This window comes from Pseudoruegeria sp. SK021 (assembly GCF_002119405.1).
Taxonomy (GTDB): domain Bacteria; phylum Pseudomonadota; class Alphaproteobacteria; order Rhodobacterales; family Rhodobacteraceae; genus Meridianimarinicoccus.
In genome coordinates this window covers 115,703-133,414 of the sequence record NZ_MTBG01000002.1, presented here as the reverse complement: position 1 = coordinate 133,414, position 17,712 = coordinate 115,703, and the positions used below count along the sequence as shown (strand labels likewise).

Genomic DNA, 17,712 nt, shown 5'->3' with positions numbered 1-17,712 from the left:
TCCCGGGCCGGACCTGTCACAGCCCGTGTTCCGGTTTAGCTGTCGTAATCGATGACGTGGCGCAACTGGTTCTCAAACTCTAGCGCCTTGCCCGTGCCGATGGCAACGCAGCGCAGGGGCTCGTCGGCAACGGTGATCGCAAGGCCGGTCTGTTCGCGCAGGGCCAGATCAAGATCGCCCAGCAGCGCACCACCACCGGTCAGCATCACGCCACGGTCAACAATATCGGCGGCCAAGTCAGGCGGGGTTGCTTCCAGCGCGATCATAACGGCCTCGCAGATCTGCTGGACCGGTTCGGCCAGTGCTTCGGCCACTTGCGCTTGGGTGATCTCGGTTTCCTTGGGCACCCCGTTCAGCAAATCCCGGCCCCGGATCATCAGGGCCTGTCCGCGCCCATCATCGGGCATCCGAGCCGTTCCGATCGAGGTCTTGATCCGCTCCGCCGTCGCTTCGCCGATCAGCAGGTTATGCTGGCGCCGCAAATAGCTGATGATGCCTTCGTCCATGCGGTCGCCGCCGACCCGGACCGAACGAGCATAAACGATATCGCCCAGTGACAGAACCGCCACTTCGGTGGTGCCGCCGCCGATGTCGACGACCATGTTGCCGGTCGGATCGGTGATCGGCATGCCGGCCCCGATGGCCGCCGCAATCGGTTCAGCGATCAGCCCGGCCCGACGGGCACCGGCTGACAGGACCGACTGGCGAATCGCCCGCTTTTCTACCGGGGTCGCGCCATGGGGCACGCAAACGATGATCTTTGGCTTGGACAGGCTTGTGCGCCGGTGGACCTTGCGAATGAAATGCTTGATCATTTCCTCGGCCACGTCGAAATCCGCAATGACGCCTTCTCGCATCGGCCGGATAGCTTCGATGGAGCCTGGGGTCCGTCCGAGCATCAATTTTGCGTCTTCGCCCACGGCGAGAACTGTTTTGACGCCGTCCTTGACGTGATACGCGACCACCGAAGGTTCGTTCAGAACAATGCCCTTGCCCCGGATATAGACCAGTGTGTTCGCAGTGCCGAGATCAATTGCCATATCGGCAGAGAACAAGCCGGAAAAGAGCCGCATGTCATGGACTTCCTGTAGTGCACCAAAATTCCCCGTGAGTCGCGCCCACAGGTGTCCGGCGGTTATAATGGTCGATGTCGAGGCGCGAAAGGGGACAATATGCAGCCCCCGGCGGAACCACGCCGGTCCGGCCGCTGACCCTACCGTTTCGCCGCCCTGTGGAACGGGGGCGACGTCGGGCAGGCATCAGCGACCGGGGCCGCTTAGCTGACGTCTTTATAGCTGACTGCGCGCCGGTCATCGCCAACCCGGTCCCGGCGCAGGATCAGCCGGTTCAGGGCCGCGACATAGGCCTTGGCCGACGCCACCACCGTATCGGTGTCTGCCGATTGGCCGGTGACGATCTTGCCGTCCTCTTCCATCCGCACGGACACGGTGGCCTGTGCATCGGTGCCTTCGGTCACGGCGTGCACCTGATAGAGTTGCAGCCGCGCTTCATGCGGAAAGATCGCTTTGACCGCATTAAAAGTGGCATCGACGGGGCCGTCGCCGGTGGCGGTGACTTGCTGGTCCACACCATTGACCGTCAGGGTCAGATCGGCCGATTGCGGCGCTTCGGTGCCGCAGATCACCCGCAAGAATTTTACTTTCAGATGCTCGTTGGCCTCTTCGCTGGAAGCGTCCTGCATCAGGGCGACCAGATCGTCGTCAAACACTTCTTTCTTGCGATCGGCCAGCGCCTTGAAGCGCACGAACACATCCTTCAGCTGGTTGTCGCCCAGTTCAAACCCCAGATTGGCCAGCTTGGCGCGCAGCGCGGCGCGGCCTGAATGCTTGCCCATGACCAGATTGGTCTCGGTCAGGCCAATGTCCTCAGGGCGCATGATTTCGAAGTTGTCTGCCGCCTTCAGCATGCCGTCCTGATGGATGCCGGACTCGTGCGCGAAGGCGTTCTTGCCGACAATCGCCTTGTTGGGCTGAACCTGAAAGCCCGAGACCGCCGAAACCCGGCGCGAGATGCCCATGATCTTGCGGGTATCGATCCCGGTCTGGAACGGCATGATATCATTGCGAACCCGCAACGCCATGACCACTTCTTCCAGCGCGGTGTTGCCGGCGCGTTCGCCCAGACCGTTGATGGTGCATTCGACCTGACGCGCACCGGCTTCGACTGCCGCCAGAGAGTTGGCCGTCGCCATGCCCAGATCGTTGTGGCAATGGGTGGCAAAGATGATCTCATCTGCCCCCGGCACCCGGTCCAGCAGCATCCGGATCAGAGCGGCACTTTCACGCGGTGCGGTATAGCCTACGGTGTCGGGAATGTTGATCGTGGTCGCCCCGGCCTTAATGGCGATTTCCACTGTCCGGCACAGATAATCGGCCTCGGTCCGGGTGGCGTCCATCGGCGACCATTGCACGTTGTCGCACAGGTTGCGGGCGTGGGTCACGGTGTCATGGATGCGCACCGCCATCTCATCTTGAGTGAGGTTGGGAATACGCCGGTGCTGCGGCGACGTGCCGATGAATGTGTGGATGCGCGGGGCGCGGGCGTGTTTCACCGCTTCCCAGCAGCGGTCGATATCGCCGATACTGGCGCGGGCCAGACCGCAGATCATCGCCGTTTTCGCCAGCTTCGCAATCTCGCTCACCGCCCGGAAGTCCCCTTCCGAGGCAATCGGGAAACCGGCTTCGATAATGTCGACGCCCATGTCATCCAGCAGCGCCGCGATCTCCAGCTTTTCGGCATGGGTCATGGTGGCGCCGGGGCTTTGTTCGCCATCGCGCAGGGTGGTGTCGAAAATCATCACGCGGTCTTGCGTGCTTGGTGCAGTTGATTGGGTCATGGGGTGGTTCCTTGGTCGTCGTGTCGAAATCCAGTCAGAAATGACCGGGGCTCTGGCGCGTGACAATCCTCTGAGCGGTCGCGCCGAAAGGCACGCTCAGAGGCGACTAAGGAGAAGAAGCAAGCCGCGCAGGCCAAAGTCACCCGGACGGGCAGACTGAACATGGATATGATGTGCGGCGCGGGTCATGGGGATACCTATAGGGGCAGGTGGTCCAGATTGGAAGGCAGAATTTGTGAGATTGTGACACGTCTTGGCGGCGCGGTGCGGCGGGTGCCTCGCAGGGCACCCGCCGCGTAAGTTACGACGCCAACCACGCCTGAATGGCCGGGTGCGCCCCCACACCGGTAGCAAGGGCTTTCAGCCGCGGGCAGTCATCGAACAGATCGACCGGAATGTCATCGAGTGCACCGCTGCTGATCCAGCGATCGGCCATGAACAGCTTGAGATCCGCCACCCCGATTGTCGCGCCGCCAATGAAAGGGCCATCGCCGATTTGCCGCTCAATGAACTGCCCCCACGGGGTCAAATAGTCCCGTGCAAGCTGTTGCCGTGCCGTAGCGCGCGCGGCGGGGTCAGATATCCGCATGGTGGGCGAAATCCGGTGCCGAAGGTCCTCGACCGCGTCCATCACCGCGTCATGGCGGGCAGCGGCAAACGGGTCCTCGGGATACAGCCCGTGCATTCGCCCGATCAGTCGCAGAATGGCGTTGGTTTGGGCGAAGATGCCGTGACCCTCGACTTCTAGAACTGGCAACGCGCCATAGGGCAGGTCGGGCTTCATCGCGGCAAAGGCATCGCGGGTAATGCGATGGTCATCAAAGCTCTGGCCAGTCAGGGCCAGCGCCAAGCGGACCTCTTCGCCGCGACTGCCGGTGAAATCAAAATAGGTGACTTTCAGTGTCGTCATCAGTGTCTCCTGAAGATCGGTCCGCCAAAGATAGGACAGGGTCAGATGGGGCCGAACGCAGCGCCAGAGATACGGGCTGGGCGGGGTGAAGGAAATGGCTTTTCAATGCCCTCCGAATGTTGACGCCGCATCGATCTGGATTAGCTCAACAGTCATAAGCGGGGGGACAGCATGACACGCGCCTTGGTGATCGGAGATACGGGCGGGATCGGCAGCGCGGTTGCCGATACCCTGCGGGCTCGGGGCGTGCAGGTCAGCGGTCTGTCGCGCAGTCGTGATGGGTTGGATATCCGCGATGACGCGTCAGTCGCGGACCAGATGGGCCAACTTGTTGGAGAATTTGATCTGATTTTCGTCGCCACCGGCGTCTTGGACCGGGCAGGGGCACGGCCCGAAAAGTCCCTGAAGGAGTTGTCCGGTGCGGCGCTGCGGATGCAGTTCGATACCAATACGGTCGGCCCGGCGTTGATCTTGAAACACAGTTTGCGGCTACTGCCGCGGGATCGGCGGGCGGTCTTTGTTGCCCTGTCGGCCCGGGTCGGGTCGATCGGGGATAATCGGTTGGGGGGCTGGTACGGCTATCGCGCCGCCAAGGCTGCGCTGAACCAAATCGTTCACGGCGCTGCTGTTGATGTCAAGCGCAGCCACCCGCACGCAATTCTGGTCACGCTGCATCCCGGCACGGTCGCCACAGCCTTTACCGCCCGCTACGCCGCGCGACACCCCCGCGTGGCCCCGGCACACGCAGCGGCCAATCTGCTGGCGGTCATCGACGGGTTGTCTCCGGCTGACAGCGGCGGCTTTTTTGATTGGGCTGGGCGACAAGTGCCGTGGTGACCAAGGGTTATGCCCGTGTAGACAGCAGCGGCTTTTGCGCCAGGTCGATGAGATCTTCGTAGGTCGAGAACAGAACATCATGGGGGAGCTGCGCCGCCGGAGCTTTGCGATAGCCTTCGGTGAACAGGGCAAACGGCGCGCCCTGCGCCTGAGCGGTTTCGGCGTCGACCTCGCTATCGCCCACAAACAGGCGGGGTCCCGGTTCGAGGGCAGAAAAGGCCGCCGTCAGCGGGGCGGGGTCGGGCTTGCGCACCGGCAAGGTATCACCGCCAATCACCACTGAAAACAAATGCCTCAGGCCAAAACCGGCCAGAATGGCCTCGGTCGGGGCTTCGGGTTTGTTGGTGCAGATGCCCAATGTGTGACCAGCGGCGTGAAGCTGGTCCAGACAGGTCCGCACTCCGGGATAGAGCGTCGAAAGGGTGCAAGGATCTGCTTGATAGATCGCAAGAAACACCGATACCAGCCGGGCATGTTCGCGCATGTCGATGCCGCTGGCTTGCAAGATCAGTCGAACCAAATGGGGCACGCCATTGCCGACAAAAGCCCGGATCGCGGCTTGGTCTAGGGGCGGGCATCCTTCCGCCTTTAGCATCCGGTTTGCAGCGGCATGGAGGTCCGGGACGCTGTCGATCAGCGTGCCGTCCAGATCAAAGACAATCGCGGTCATGGGGGCAGGTCCTTTGCTCGCCGGGCATTGCGCCAACCCTTAAAGGCGGGTGGGATTAGGTCAACCACTGCCCGGCCTCGGGACGGGTGCCTTGCCGTGCGCCGACCGGCATGGCATTGGTGACCCAGACCCCCGACGAATGCTGGTAAAGGCCTGATATGACTGCCGATGAGCTGCAACCTTTCTTAACCGGTCTCGCGCAGCGCGTGATGCGCGAAGACGATTGGGGCACCCAGGCCGACTATATTCCGGATTTGGCCGGGATCGATCCTGTGCAATTTGCGATCTCGGTGGTGCTGCCGGATGGTCAGGTCCTGTCGGCTGGCGCGTCAGAACAGCCCTTTTCGATCCAGAGCATTTCCAAGATTTTCACCCTGTCCATCGCTCTTGGCCGGATCGGGGATTCGATCTGGGCCCGGGTCGGGCGCGAGCCGTCCGGCGATGCGTTCAATTCAATCGTGCTGCTGGAAAATGAACAGGGTCATCCGCGCAATCCGTTCATCAATGCCGGGGCGATCGTGACCACCGACGCCTTGCTGGCCGGGCGCGCCCCGCGCGAGGCGCTGTCCGAGATTCTGCAGTTCATTCGCATGGCGGCGGGGGACGAGTCTATTCATATCAACCGCCATGTGGCGCGGTCTGAAAAAGCCACCGGGCACCGCAATATGGCGCTGGCGCATTACCTGCGGTCGTTTGACAATCTGACGCACGAACCGGATTTGACGCTGGGGACGTATTTCCATCAATGTTCCATTGAAATGTCGACCCGGCAATTGGCCTTGGCCGGCCGCTATCTGGCGGCGCTGCCATGCAGTCCACGGATGATCTCGGATGCCAAGGTTCGGCGTTTGAACGCGCTGATGCTGACTTGCGGCCAATATGACGGGTCGGGGGAATTTGCGTTTCGGGTCGGCTTGCCCAGCAAGAGCGGCGTCGGCGGCGGCCTGTTGATTGTTGCGCCGGGCAAGGCCTCCATCGCGATTTGGTCGCCCGGCTTGAACGAACATGGCAATTCCCAAGCTGGAACCAGAGCTGCCGCGCATTTGTCCGACTTTACCGGCTGGAGCGTGTTTCGCCCGTGATCGCCCGCCTCGGCGGCCGTTTCTAAAACAGCGCCATCCCGATCAGGCCGTCCACGATCAATTTAAGCCCAACAGCCACCAGCAGACCGAAGATCACCTTTTCAAAGGTTTTCGGATTGACCCGGCGTACGATCCACAGCCCCGCCAGCCCGCTTGCCACAGCCCACGGTGCCAACAGGGCGCTGGCCCATAACGTCGACAGGTCCAGTTGCCCCAACACGATATAGGGGATGATCTTGGTATAGTTCATCATCGCGAAGAAGATGATGGTGGTGCCGATGAACAGGTCCTTGGACAGTTTCTGCGGCAAGACATACATCTGAAACGGCGGCGCACCCGCGTGAGCGATCATGCTGGTCAGCCCAGAAATGAAGCCGAAGATGATCCCGCCGACACGGCTGCCCGCTTTTCCCGGGCCGGTGTCGCGCGACGACCGCACAAAGCCCCGGGTGCCGAACACCACCGAAATCACCCCCAGCGCCAGCGCCATGAACGCTTGTGGCAAGGATGCGGCGAACAGATAGCCGGTGAGAATGCCTAGGGCTGCGCCGGGGACCAGTTTCCAGACCACCGGCCACGCAACGGCGCGGCGATAACTGGTGATGCTGACAAGGTCCTGCAATGCAAGGATCGGCAACAGGATGGATGCGGCCTGAACCGGCGACATCACCATGGCCAGCACGGGCGTCGCCAGCATACCAACGCCGGCAAACCCGCCCTTGGCCAAGCCGCTTAACGCCACGGCCACCAGAGCGGCGATAATCGTGGCAGCATCAAGGCCCGCGATCATCGCCGGACCAGAGGGACGCCGCGTCGAGATCCCGCCGCGCGCATGCCCGACCATTTTCCGGCCTGAACCGGGAACCAAAGCCCTTGGGCCTGTGATGGACTGTGCGACAAGATCATGCCGCATCACACGCAATCGTCTGGAAAGGTCAAGGTCGGACGGTCAAGTCCGCCGAGTATGCCGCAGGTCCCGCCGATCGTGCCTGAACGTCGGCAGGACCTGTATGTCAGGCCATCGTCGCCAACATCCGTTTCGTCACTTCGTGCTGAAGCGGCGCACCGGTCAAAAAGCGGCAAACTTCTGCGACCGTCGTTTGACCCTGACGTTGGTAGGATTCCACCGTATGGCCTGCAGTGTGCGGCGACAGGATAACATTGGGGGCCGAGCGGATGGGGCTGTCCTGCGGCAGCGGTTCATCGTCGAACACATCCAAGCTGACTGTGATGCCTCCAGCCCGAAGTCGCTGCATCAGCGCGTCCGTGTCGACAATCGCGGCCCGGGCGGTATTGATCAGGAAAGCACCCTCGCGCAACAGGCCCAATTCATGGGTACCGATCATACCACGGGTTTCCGGCAGAACCGGGGCATGCAGTGAGATGACATCGCATTGGGACATGACATCATCGAGGCTTTGGATCTCAACACCAAGCTCGGCGGCCCGTTCGGCAGTGAGATAGGGATCCGCCACCAAAATGCGGCACCCGAAGGGCCGCAGCAGGTTGATGACCAGCCGGCCGGTATGTCCGGCACCGACCAGCCCCACGGTCAACCCACCCAACAGCCGGCCGACAAAGCGATCACGCGAACTGTCCCAATCGGTCCCGGCCTTTGTTTCGACGTCTTGTCGGGTGGTGAAGCGCAAATGCTCCATGATTTGGGCGATCACGAATTCGGCCACGGCCTCGGCGATGTGAAGCGCGGCATTGCTGACCCGAACCCGGTCAGACAGGATCACCGGATACGGAACAATCGCCTGTATGCTGGCACCGGAGTGGGCCACAAACTTGAGGTTGGGGGCGGCGTCGAACAGCGCCTCGTCCAATAGCGGCGAATGCCAGCCGGTGATCACGGCGCTGACGTCAGACATCTCAGACCGCCACTGGTCGTTATCGAAGTGGTCCGGCGAGATATGACGCAGGGTCGCGATTTCGGCGAGCGGGGCAAGGATATCGTCGCTCAAAATTTTCGCGTGCACGCGGTCTTGAACAAGGATGGCAACGACAGGGGGCTGGGGGCGATCTTGGGTATCAAGTGTCACGTATGGTCTCCGGTTGGATCGATAGGCAGCGGCCAATTTCGCGGCGCCACAGCTTCGGATTGAGCGTCTTTGGTGGTGCGGTTTTCAGGTCGGCGCATCTGGTCTTTGCGCAAAGAAACTCCGGGCGTTGTCATGGGTTTCAAAAATTGGGCGTTGGCGCTGCGCAAGGTGTTGCCCAGCTTCATTCGCAGAAAAGGCGATCCACAGTAGCGAGTAATCCGCTGATCATAGGCGGCTTCCAAGCTGGCGATCATGGTAGCGTAAACGGCGGTCACCTCGTCGTCCAGACGGAACCGGTCATCGTTCACAATGACAACGACGGGGTGTCCCTGCGCCGAGCACACCCGGCGCAGCTGATCGCGGATCCTGTCCATTTCGGCCCGAGAGCGGACCTGCATCTTTTCGAAGTTCAAAAACAGGTGCTGACCGTCAGGGGCCAGCGCACGAATCCGTCATGGTCCCGTTGGATCAAGCGTTGATCCGTGCCGCAACCTTGCCGATCGGCAAAAACCAGCGACAGATCGCGCGGATGTCTGGTGTCTAATTATTGCGCCGCAATCGCGGCCAGCAAGGCATCGGTCGCCGCAATTGCGACAAAGCCGGTTGTGGTCAGGGCCGCGCCGCCCTTGATCACCGCAGCCGCAGCCCGCGCCGATATGTTTTGTGCTGCATGGGCGTGCCCAAAAGGCGGGCGCCTGCGTGGACGCCCGCTTCGGAAGGACTAGGGTGTGCTTGCGTGTGGAGCTGGACCCTTTGATCGATTTTGGACCGCCGCATCAGCGGCGGCCCAAAGGCGTTAGCTTAAGCCAGCGCAGAAAGTCTGGATGCGCGTGCAGGCTTCGGTCAAGGCGGCGTCCGAGGTGGCATAGCTGACCCGGAAGCATGGGGACAACCCAAAGGCTGCACCAAACACCACCGCAACACCGGTCTCTTCCAGAAGCGCCGTGGCAAAGGCTTCGTCATCGACAATCTTGGCCCCACCGGCACTGGTCTTGCCGATGCAGCCCGCCACAGACGGATAGACATAGAACGCGCCTTCTGGGGTCGGGCAGGTGACGCCTTCGGCGGCATTCAGCATCGACACCACCAGATCCCGGCGACGTTGGAAAATGGCATTGTTGTCTTGGATGAAGTCCTGCGGACCGTTCAGCGCCTCAACCGCGGCCCACTGACTGATCGTGCAGGGGTTCGAGGTGCTTTGCGACTGGATTTTTCCCATTGCCTTGATCAACGGCACTGGTCCAGCAGCATAGCCAATGCGCCAACCGGTCATGGCATAGGCCTTGGAGACGCCATTGACGGTCAGAGTGCGGTCATACAACTGCGGCTCGACCTCGGCAGGAGTGCAGAACTTGAAATCGTCATAGACCAGATGCTCGTACATATCGTCCGTCATCACCCAAACATGCGGGTGGCGCAGCAGCACGTCGGTCAGCGCTTTGAGTTCGTCCCAGCTATAGGCCGCGCCGGTCGGGTTCGACGGCGAGTTGAAGATTAGCCATTTTGTCTTGGGCGTGATCGCGGCCTCAAGTTGGTCGGCGGTCAGTTTATACGCGGTCTGCGAGGACGCTTCGGCAATCACCGGCTCGCCGCCAGCCAGCAGCACCATATCCGGATAGCTGACCCAGAACGGCGCCGGGATGACCACTTCGTCGCCGGGGTTCAGGGTGGCCATCAGCGCATTGTACAAAATCTGTTTGCCGCCGGTGCCGACCGAGACCTGCGCCGGGGTGTAGTCCAGATTGTTGTCGCGCTTCAGTTTGGCGCAGATCGCCTGCTTCAGCTCAGGGATGCCGTCGACGGCGGTGTATTTGGTCTTGCCAGCTGCAATCGCAGCAACCGCAGCGTCCTTGATGTTCTGCGGTGTGTCGAAATCCGGTTCGCCTGCGCCCAGACCGATGACGTCCTTGCCGGCCGCCTTCAGTTCAGCGGCCTTGGTGGTGACCGCAATTGTGGGCGAAGGTTTTACGCGGGCGAGGGTGTCGGACAGGAAGCTCATGGGTCTCTCCAGTTGTCTTTTCAGCGCACCCTGCTTAGGATGCGGCGGGAGACGGTTCAAGGCAATTGAACGGTCCGGCACCGCCTGCTGCAACTTGTAGGGCCCGCCGCGACCCGATGCCCCACGGCCGTGTGCCGTTTGCAGGAGTGCCCCATGTTAATTGAAACCCCAGATGCGCGTCTCAAGCGCCTGAAAATGCGATCCATGCGGCGCGGGATCAAGGAAATGGACCTGATTCTCAGCCGGTTTGCGGATGACAGGCTGGGCGATTTCAGTGACGCTGACCTCACGCTCTATGACGCATTTCTGTCCGAAAATGATCATGACCTCTACGGGTGGGTTTCTGGCCAGCATGTGGCACCTGAACATTATGCCGCCCTTGTGAAGCAGATTGCACAGCATCAACTGGCTCTATTCAGCGCCACTTAAGGGCGAGGCTAGGGCGGACGGTCGGCCTTTATATAGACCGTTGAACCTATGCCGATGGTCCAAGGCACGACCAACTCTGACGATTTAACGCAATCTTGGGGAATTCCAGCGATGGTCGCCGTCATAAAGCAATGACGGAGGCGGGCCATGAGTGTCCATTCTACCTTAGGTGGTGAGACGGAACAAAGTTTCATGCGGGGCTATCTCGATGCGCTGGCGCTGGTCGAACGGTTGCATCGACTTTTGCTGGATGTGATCAAGGATGAATTCGAACGGGTGGGCATCCTCGAGATCAACGCGGTGCAGGCCCTATTGCTGTTCAATATCGGTGAGAACGAAGTGACCGCCGGCGAGTTGAAGACGCGCGGCTATTATCAAGGCTCAAACGTGTCTTACAACCTTAAGAAACTGGTAGATACCGGATTTATGCACCATCAACGCTGCGAGATTGATCGCCGGTCGGTGCGGGTCAAACTGACTGTGCGGGGGCGCGAAATTCGACAGATTCTTGAAGACCTGTTTGCCCGCCATGCTGATGGATTGGAAGAACGGGGGGTGCTGGGCATGGATGGGATTGAGACAATCAATACATCTTTGCGCCGGATGGAACGCTATTGGACCGATCAAATTCGCTATATCTACTGACAGGGCTGCCCCGCTTGTTAGGGGCAGCGCATATGTCCGTTAATGCATGCGTTCTGACAGGCTGGCCATGATCCAAATCATCCCAGTGCACATGATCAGCAGCAATAACACGGTGAACAAAATCAGGTGCAGATCCTCACGTTTTTGCTGTGACAAGTCGATGTGCAAAAAGAACCTAAAATGCACAACCACTTGGATCAGAGCAAACACGGTGATGACGCCCAGCGTTTGAAGTGGGGCGAGGGCGCCGGTGGCAACCAGCCCGAACGGCACTGCTGTCAGAACCAACGCCAGAACAAAGCCGATCAGATAAGACCGCAATTCTTGGCGGTAATTGGGTTCGTCCTTCATCCGGTTAGCCCCGCGAGATAGACGATCGAGAAAATCCCGATCCAGATAATGTCAAGGAAATGCCAGAACAACCCGAGGCGCAGCAGCCGCAGCTTGACCATATCCGACAGACCGAACACCGCGATTTGCGCCAGCATCACCATCAACCAGATACAGCCTGCGGTGACGTGCAAACCGTGCAACGGCACCAGCCCGAAAAAGGCCGACAAAAACCCGCTGCGGCCCGGACCGGCCCCCTGTGCCAACATGCCCTGAAAATCGTGCAACTCGAACCCCAGGAACGTCAGGCCAAGCCCCAGCGTCACAACGAGGGGCACCACCACCGGCGCTACGCCATGCTTGTGCCGCATTGCCAGCGACGCCAGCCCGAAGGTGAGACTGCTGGTGAGCAAAAGCAGCGTTTGAATCCACGCGCTGCGCAGATCGTAGAGTTGCGCAGGCCCCGGTCCGCCCGCCTCTGCCATCGGGCCTTGCATCGTGATATAGGTCGCGAACATCAATCCGAAGATGATCAAATCGCTCATCAAAAAGACCCAGAAACCGAAGACCAAGGCCTCGGCCTGATCGTGGGCCGCGCCGTGATGGGAGCCCAGATTCAGGCCGGGATGCTTTCGTTCAAACTGGGTCATAGGCTTGGCTCCGGACGCTCATTCATCGCGCGGCCCCGGTTCGCCGGACTGCATTCCTGTGCCCGGGTCACCTCGGGTGAGGCGGCAATCTGCGCCAGCCAAACGCGGTGGTCGCGCGCCACCTGTGCCGCAGGAATGATCCGATGGGTGTCGGTTTGGAACGACCGGACAATAAATGCCCCGACAATTCCGAGGAATGAGACCGCAGCCAGCCACCACATATACCAGACCATCCCCAATCCCAAAAGAACGCCGCCAATGCAGACGACCATTCCGATCGACGTGTTGCTTGGAACGGCGATCGCGTCGTAGGTTTCAGGCTCCTGATAGGCGATGCCGGCTTCCTTGTCGGCCGCGAAGGCATCGCGGCTCCAAACCTGCGGGATGACCGCGAAGTTATATTCCGGCGGTGGGGACGGGATCGACCATTCCAGCGTCCGGCCATTCCAAGGATCGCCCAACGGCACTTGCGCAGTGGCCCGGTCACGCACACTGATCCAAAGCTGGATCATCAGACTGGACAATGCCATCAGCACCAGCATGGCGCCGCCCATGGCGATCAGTGTCAGCGGCTCAAAGGATGGGTCCGTAAAGCTGACTGACCGGCGCGGCATCCCCATCAAGCCCAGCACGTAAAGCGGGAAGAACGTTACGCAAAATCCGACGATCCACAAGACCGCAGTGATATAGCCCCAACGGGTGTTTAAACGGAAACCGAAGGCCTTGGGGAACCAATAGTGGTATCCTGCCAGCAATCCGAACAAGACGCCGGGAATGATCACGTTGTGAAAATGCGCGACCAAAAACAAGGTGTTGTGGACCTGGAAGCTGATGGTTGGATTGGCCAGCATGACGCCGGTCAGGCCCCCGATGACGAACAACATCAAGAAACCGGTGGCATAGACCATTGGCACCGAAAACCGGATCCGCCCGCGATACATGGTGGCCATCCAATCATAGACCTTGACCCCGGTCGGCACGGCGATGAACATCGATGCGATCCCGAAGGCAATATTGACGTTAGCACTTTGGCCCATCGTAAAGAAGTGGTGCAGCCAGACCGTGAAGCTGAGAACTGAAATCGACATGGTGGCGACCACCAGCGACATGTACCCATAGAGGCGTTTCCCTGAATAGGTTGCGATGACCTCGGAAAAAATCCCATAGGCTGGCAGGATCAGCAGATAGACCTCGGGATGTCCAAACAACCAGAACAGGTTGACATAGTTCATCATATTCCCGCCGAGATCATTGGTATAAAAGTGAAAATCCAGATAGCGGTCTAATGCGAGAGTTGCTGTTGCCACCGTTAGCGGTGGCATTGCAAAGACCATGATGATGGCCGTGCACAACACCGTCCACGTGAACAGCGGCATCCGGAACAGGGTCATGCCGGGGGCGCGCTCTTTGTAAATCGTGACGGCGAAATTGATCCCGCTCAAGGTAGAACCAAGCCCAGCGATCCCGACTGACCAAATCCAGTAATCTGGCCCGGGGCCGGGGTTAAATGCCAGACCGGTATAGGGGGGATAGGCAGGCCAACCGCCGGTCGAAAACTTGCCGAGAATCAATGAGATCATGATCAGTGCAGCCCCTACGGCGGTCAGAGCCAGACTGATCTGGTTCAGTACCGGGAAGGACACGTCCCGCGCGCCGATTTGCAACGGCATGACATAATTGATCACCCCGGAAATGAACGGCATCGCCACGAAAAAGATCATGATCGTGCCATGGGTGCTGAACAGTTCGGAAAAGTGACCGTCAGACAAAAAGCCCCCGTCCAGACCGACCCCTTGCTGAACGCGCATCAACGCGCCCTCGATGACGCCCCGGGCCATCATCACCAGCGCCAGAACGATATACATGATGCCGATGCGTTTGTGATCGGTGCTGGTCAGCCAATCGCGCCATAGCGGCCCCCACCAGCCAAACCATGTCACCACGCCCAGCACAATAAAGGCGCCTAGGAACACAACGCCAGCGGCCCCGGCCGCGATAAATTCACTGGTGCTCGGGTTCAAAATTGCCGGGACGAAGGGCAGGGAGTCCAGCCCGATCCGCCCGAAGATCATAGGAAGGATAGTATCCGGGGTCATTGTGGAGTCTCCGTCTCGGCTGCGGGCTTAGGGGTGTCCTCAGCGCGTGGCGGCGCAAAGGCGGCACTACCCGGTTGCGCATTCGGCGGAATTGGCCGACCTTGGTGGTAGCGGTGCGTGATTGCTGAAAATAGGTCTGGTTGGGTCGGGCTGAAGTACAAGGCATTGTCCGGCATCGACGAGGTGGCCAATATCTGATGCGCTTCGGCCTCAGTTGATGGTGCGGCAAGGACGCCGTAGCTGGAGTCATCCAACACGATGCCGTCGGACTTGACGGAGTTAACCCAAGCATCGAAATCCGTATCAGTCATCGCGATTGCCGGGAATTTCTGATGGACGAAACCGGTGCCGTTGAACTGGGTGTTTTCGCCCTCGAAACGGCCCGGCGCGTCGGCCAGAAGCTGCAACTTCGTCGTCATCCCCGGCATCACGTAGATCTGCCCAGCAAGGGCAGAGATCAGGAAGGATTGCATCACCGTGTCACTTGTGAGGGTCAAGGCCACTGGCCGACCTGCGGGGAATGCCAATTCACCAACGGTGGCAATGCCTTGCTCAGGGTAAAGAAACAGCCACTTCCAATCTAGTCCGACCACCTGCACGTTCAGGGGCGGCTGATCGGACACCAAAGGACGGTAGGGATCCAACGCCTTGGTGCTGTGCCACAGCATGGTCGACAGGGCCACGATAATCGCCGCGGGCACGCCCCACATCACGATTTCCAGTGGCGCGGAATATTCCCAATCGGGCAGGTAGCGCGCGCGTTGGTTGCGATAGCGAAAGCGCCACAAGATCAGTGGAACGAAAATCAGAACCGGGGCGACCGCGATCATGGTCAGACCAGTGACGCGCATAAAATGAAGTTTTTGCGCAGCGGCGATGGGTCCGTGTGGGTCAAGAAACGAGTCTGCGATGTCTGTGCACCCGGTCAAAAGCGTCAACATCAAGACGGATCCGACCAGTCTTTTCGATAGGGCACAGCAGGAGTTCAAGGCAGTGACACGCAATTCAGACATTTCGGCTGACCCTTTGGAATTCCACGCACTCTCTCCATAATTGTTGCTTGGTCATCCAAGGTGCGCGCAAAATGCGTGTCCTTGTTCATAATTGGTAGCCCAAACACGGTCGCTGTCGCAACCCGTCAAGGGTAATGTGACAAGATGGCCGAGAAAATCTGTCGCCGCACCCCTTCGGTGAGGTTGCACCGGCCCGTGACATTGCAGGGCATTCATCCTACATCGCGACAATGACATTTGGTAATTTGCATTCATGACTGCGGAGCAGGCGCGTCCTGCCACGCCCTCGCCCACTGAGGCGGCCGACACCGCACTGCCGGAAAACGCGCTTCCGCGTGAAGCGCCAGCCATGACCATTATCGTCCGGATGCTGCCCTATCTCTGGCCCCGCGATCAGCCTTGGGTCAAGGTTCGGGTGGTCGCCTCTCTGGTGACGCTGTTGATCGCCAAGTTTATCGCGGTTGGGACACCGTTCTTTTACAAAGGCGCGGTGGACCAATTGGCAGGAGATGCCGCCGAGGGCAGATTCCTGCTTGCCGCAGGCGCGGTCGGGCTGACGATCGCCTATGGCGTGTCGCGGATCTTGACCGTCGGGTTCCAGCAGTTGCGCGATGCGATCTTTGCCCGGGTCGGACAGCACGCCCTGCGCACCGTGGCACGGGAAACCTTCGAACACATCCACCGCATGTCCATGCGCTACCACATCACCCGCAAGACGGGGGGGCTTAGTCGGATCATGGAGCGCGGGGTAAAAGGCGTGTCCTTTCTGCTCCGCTTTATTATCTTCAGCATTGGCCCGTTGGCCGTTGAATTGCTGCTCGTCGGCATCGTTTTGGCGACCCTGTTTGATATCTGGTATCTCGTGGTGGTCGGCGTGACCATCGTTCTGTACGTCGCCTTCACCTTCAAGGTGACCGAATGGCGGGTGACGATCCGGCGCGAGATGAACAAGCAAGATACCGATGCCAATCAAAAGGCCATCGACAGCCTGCTGAACTTTGAGACTGTCAAATATTTCGGTGCCGAACACCGCGAGGCCGAGCGGTATGACGAAAACATGGCCGGCTATGAAACTGCCGCCGTGCGCACCGCCTATTCGCTGGCCTTCCTCAACATGGGACAATCGCTGCTGATTTCTGGCGGGTTGATTGTGGTGATGGTGATGGCCGCATTGGGGGTGCAGCGTGGCGACTTGACCGTTGGCGATTTTGTCATGGTCAACGCTTATATGATTCAGATCACCATGCCGCTGAACATGTTGGGCATGGTGTATCGCGAGATCCGGCAATCTCTTGTCGACATGGGGCAGCTATTTGATCTGCTCGATCAACCGTCAGAAATTACCGACCGACCCGGCGCGGCGGGGCTGACGGTGACGGAAGGCCGGGTGACATTTCAGAATGTGTTCTTCGGTTACGATCCGGCGCGCCCCATACTGAAAGGCGTCAGCTTCGATGTCCCGCCGGGGAAAACGCTTGCCTTGGTTGGGCCGTCTGGCGCTGGAAAGTCAACAATTGGGCGGCTGTTGTTCCGGTTCTATGATGTTTCGGACGGAGCTGTCTTGATCGATGGTCAGGATTTGCGATCGGTGACCCAAGACAGTCTGCACGCAGCCATCGGGATCGTGCCGCAGGACACGGTATTGTTCAACGACAGCCTGTATTACAATATCGCCTATGGGCGGCCCGAGGCGAGCAGGGCAGAGGTCGAGGCTGCAGCAAAGGCGGCGCGGCTGCACTTGTTCATCGCTGATTTGCCCGAGGGCTATCAGACACAGGTCGGCGAACGCGGGCTGAAATTGTCGGGCGGTGAGAAGCAACGTGTTGGCATCGCCCGGACCTTGCTGAAAAATCCGCCAATCCTGCTGCTGGATGAAGCGACAAGCGCCCTAGACACCGGAACCGAGCGCGACATTCAGGACAGCTTGCGGGCCATGAGCAAAGGTCGCACCGTCATCACCATCGCCCACCGACTGTCAACAATCGTCGATGCCGATGAGATCATCGTTCTGGATGCTGGTCAGGTTGCTGAACGCGGCTCTCATGCCGCGTTGCTGGAAGCCGCCGGGATTTATGCCGGTTTGTGGCGCAGGCAAGCCAAGGGCGAGGCGGCCACGGACACGCCGGAGACCGCGACCTAGACGAACCCC

17 protein-coding genes are annotated in these 17,712 nt (G+C 59.9%); 5 read left to right on the top strand and 12 right to left on the bottom strand.

The window, feature by feature from the left end:
* Positions 1-35: 35 nt before the first annotated feature.
* The 3 genes from BV911_RS03140 to BV911_RS03130 form a co-directional block, all read right to left on the bottom strand.
* Positions 36-1,073, bottom strand: a complete 1,038-nt coding sequence (locus BV911_RS03140) for a rod shape-determining protein (RefSeq protein WP_086052130.1) — start codon at positions 1,071-1,073, stop codon at positions 36-38.
* A 203-nt stretch (positions 1,074-1,276) separates the two neighbouring features.
* Positions 1,277-2,857 carry a 2-isopropylmalate synthase gene (locus BV911_RS03135; protein ID WP_086052129.1) on the bottom strand — a complete coding sequence of 527 codons (1,581 nt, stop codon included), beginning with the start codon at positions 2,855-2,857 and terminating at the stop codon, positions 1,277-1,279.
* 301 nt (positions 2,858-3,158) lie between these two features.
* On the bottom strand, positions 3,159-3,767 hold the full coding sequence (locus BV911_RS03130; RefSeq protein ID WP_086052128.1) for a glutathione S-transferase family protein: 609 nt from the start codon (positions 3,765-3,767) through the stop codon (positions 3,159-3,161).
* 171 nt (positions 3,768-3,938) lie between these two features.
* Between BV911_RS03130 and BV911_RS03125 the strand changes: the two genes are divergently transcribed.
* Positions 3,939-4,604 (top strand): SDR family NAD(P)-dependent oxidoreductase, encoded by a 666-nt coding sequence (locus tag BV911_RS03125; RefSeq protein WP_086052127.1) that lies wholly within the window; start codon positions 3,939-3,941, stop codon positions 4,602-4,604.
* Positions 4,605-4,611: 7 nt separating this feature from the next.
* On the opposite strand, the gene gph is transcribed toward BV911_RS03125, so the two are convergent.
* Positions 4,612-5,274 carry a phosphoglycolate phosphatase gene (gene gph, locus BV911_RS03120; RefSeq protein WP_086052126.1) on the bottom strand — a complete coding sequence of 221 codons (663 nt, stop codon included), beginning with the start codon at positions 5,272-5,274 and terminating at the stop codon, positions 4,612-4,614.
* Positions 5,275-5,432: 158 nt separating this feature from the next.
* Here gph and BV911_RS03115 point away from each other — a divergent pair, with 158 nt between their 5' ends.
* Entirely contained in the window at positions 5,433-6,356 is a 924-nt protein-coding gene (locus BV911_RS03115) for a glutaminase (protein WP_086052125.1), read from the top strand.
* Between the two features lie 22 nt (positions 6,357-6,378).
* On the opposite strand, the gene BV911_RS03110 is transcribed toward BV911_RS03115, so the two are convergent.
* From BV911_RS03110 to BV911_RS03095, 4 genes are all read right to left on the bottom strand, one after another.
* Positions 6,379-7,200 carry a sulfite exporter TauE/SafE family protein gene (locus BV911_RS03110; protein ID WP_205963787.1) on the bottom strand — a complete coding sequence of 274 codons (822 nt, stop codon included), beginning with the start codon at positions 7,198-7,200 and terminating at the stop codon, positions 6,379-6,381.
* 169 nt (positions 7,201-7,369) lie between these two features.
* Complete coding sequence (locus BV911_RS03105) at positions 7,370-8,401, bottom strand: hydroxyacid dehydrogenase (RefSeq protein WP_086052124.1); 1,032 nt, start codon at positions 8,399-8,401, stop codon at positions 7,370-7,372.
* Complete coding sequence (locus tag BV911_RS03100) at positions 8,398-8,676, bottom strand: hypothetical protein (RefSeq protein ID WP_139840020.1); 279 nt, start codon at positions 8,674-8,676, stop codon at positions 8,398-8,400. Before BV911_RS03100 ends, BV911_RS03105 begins: the two co-directional genes overlap by 4 nt.
* A 521-nt stretch (positions 8,677-9,197) precedes the next feature.
* Positions 9,198-10,400 (bottom strand): pyridoxal phosphate-dependent aminotransferase, encoded by a 1,203-nt coding sequence (locus BV911_RS03095; protein ID WP_086052122.1) that lies wholly within the window; start codon positions 10,398-10,400, stop codon positions 9,198-9,200.
* 153 nt (positions 10,401-10,553) lie between these two features.
* On the opposite strand from BV911_RS03095, the gene BV911_RS03090 reads away from it, so the two are divergent.
* Entirely contained in the window at positions 10,554-10,829 is a 276-nt protein-coding gene (locus BV911_RS03090) for a succinate dehydrogenase assembly factor 2 (protein WP_086052121.1), read from the top strand.
* 147 nt (positions 10,830-10,976) lie between these two features.
* Positions 10,977-11,474 carry a MarR family winged helix-turn-helix transcriptional regulator gene (locus BV911_RS03085; protein ID WP_086052120.1) on the top strand — a complete coding sequence of 166 codons (498 nt, stop codon included), beginning with the start codon at positions 10,977-10,979 and terminating at the stop codon, positions 11,472-11,474.
* Between the two features lie 39 nt (positions 11,475-11,513).
* Here the strand turns inward: BV911_RS03085 and cyoD are convergent, their stop codons facing one another.
* From cyoD to BV911_RS03065, 4 genes are read right to left on the bottom strand one after another with little or no spacing between them, the layout of a single operon-like run.
* On the bottom strand, positions 11,514-11,825 hold the full coding sequence (cyoD, locus tag BV911_RS03080) for a cytochrome o ubiquinol oxidase subunit IV (protein ID WP_086052119.1): 312 nt from the start codon (positions 11,823-11,825) through the stop codon (positions 11,514-11,516).
* Positions 11,822-12,454 (bottom strand): cytochrome c oxidase subunit 3, encoded by a 633-nt coding sequence (locus BV911_RS03075; RefSeq protein ID WP_086052118.1) that lies wholly within the window; start codon positions 12,452-12,454, stop codon positions 11,822-11,824. The genes cyoD and BV911_RS03075 overlap by 4 nt, the downstream gene beginning before the upstream one ends.
* Complete coding sequence (locus BV911_RS03070; protein WP_086052117.1) at positions 12,451-14,550, bottom strand: cbb3-type cytochrome c oxidase subunit I; 2,100 nt, start codon at positions 14,548-14,550, stop codon at positions 12,451-12,453. The genes BV911_RS03075 and BV911_RS03070 overlap by 4 nt, the downstream gene beginning before the upstream one ends.
* Positions 14,547-15,380, bottom strand: a complete 834-nt coding sequence (locus BV911_RS03065; RefSeq protein WP_240512125.1) for a cytochrome ubiquinol oxidase subunit II — start codon at positions 15,378-15,380, stop codon at positions 14,547-14,549. Before BV911_RS03065 ends, BV911_RS03070 begins: the two co-directional genes overlap by 4 nt.
* A 532-nt stretch (positions 15,381-15,912) precedes the next feature.
* Here BV911_RS03065 and BV911_RS03060 point away from each other — a divergent pair.
* Complete coding sequence (locus BV911_RS03060; protein ID WP_240512124.1) at positions 15,913-17,703, top strand: ABC transporter ATP-binding protein/permease; 1,791 nt, start codon at positions 15,913-15,915, stop codon at positions 17,701-17,703.
* Positions 17,704-17,712: the final 9 nt, after the last annotated feature.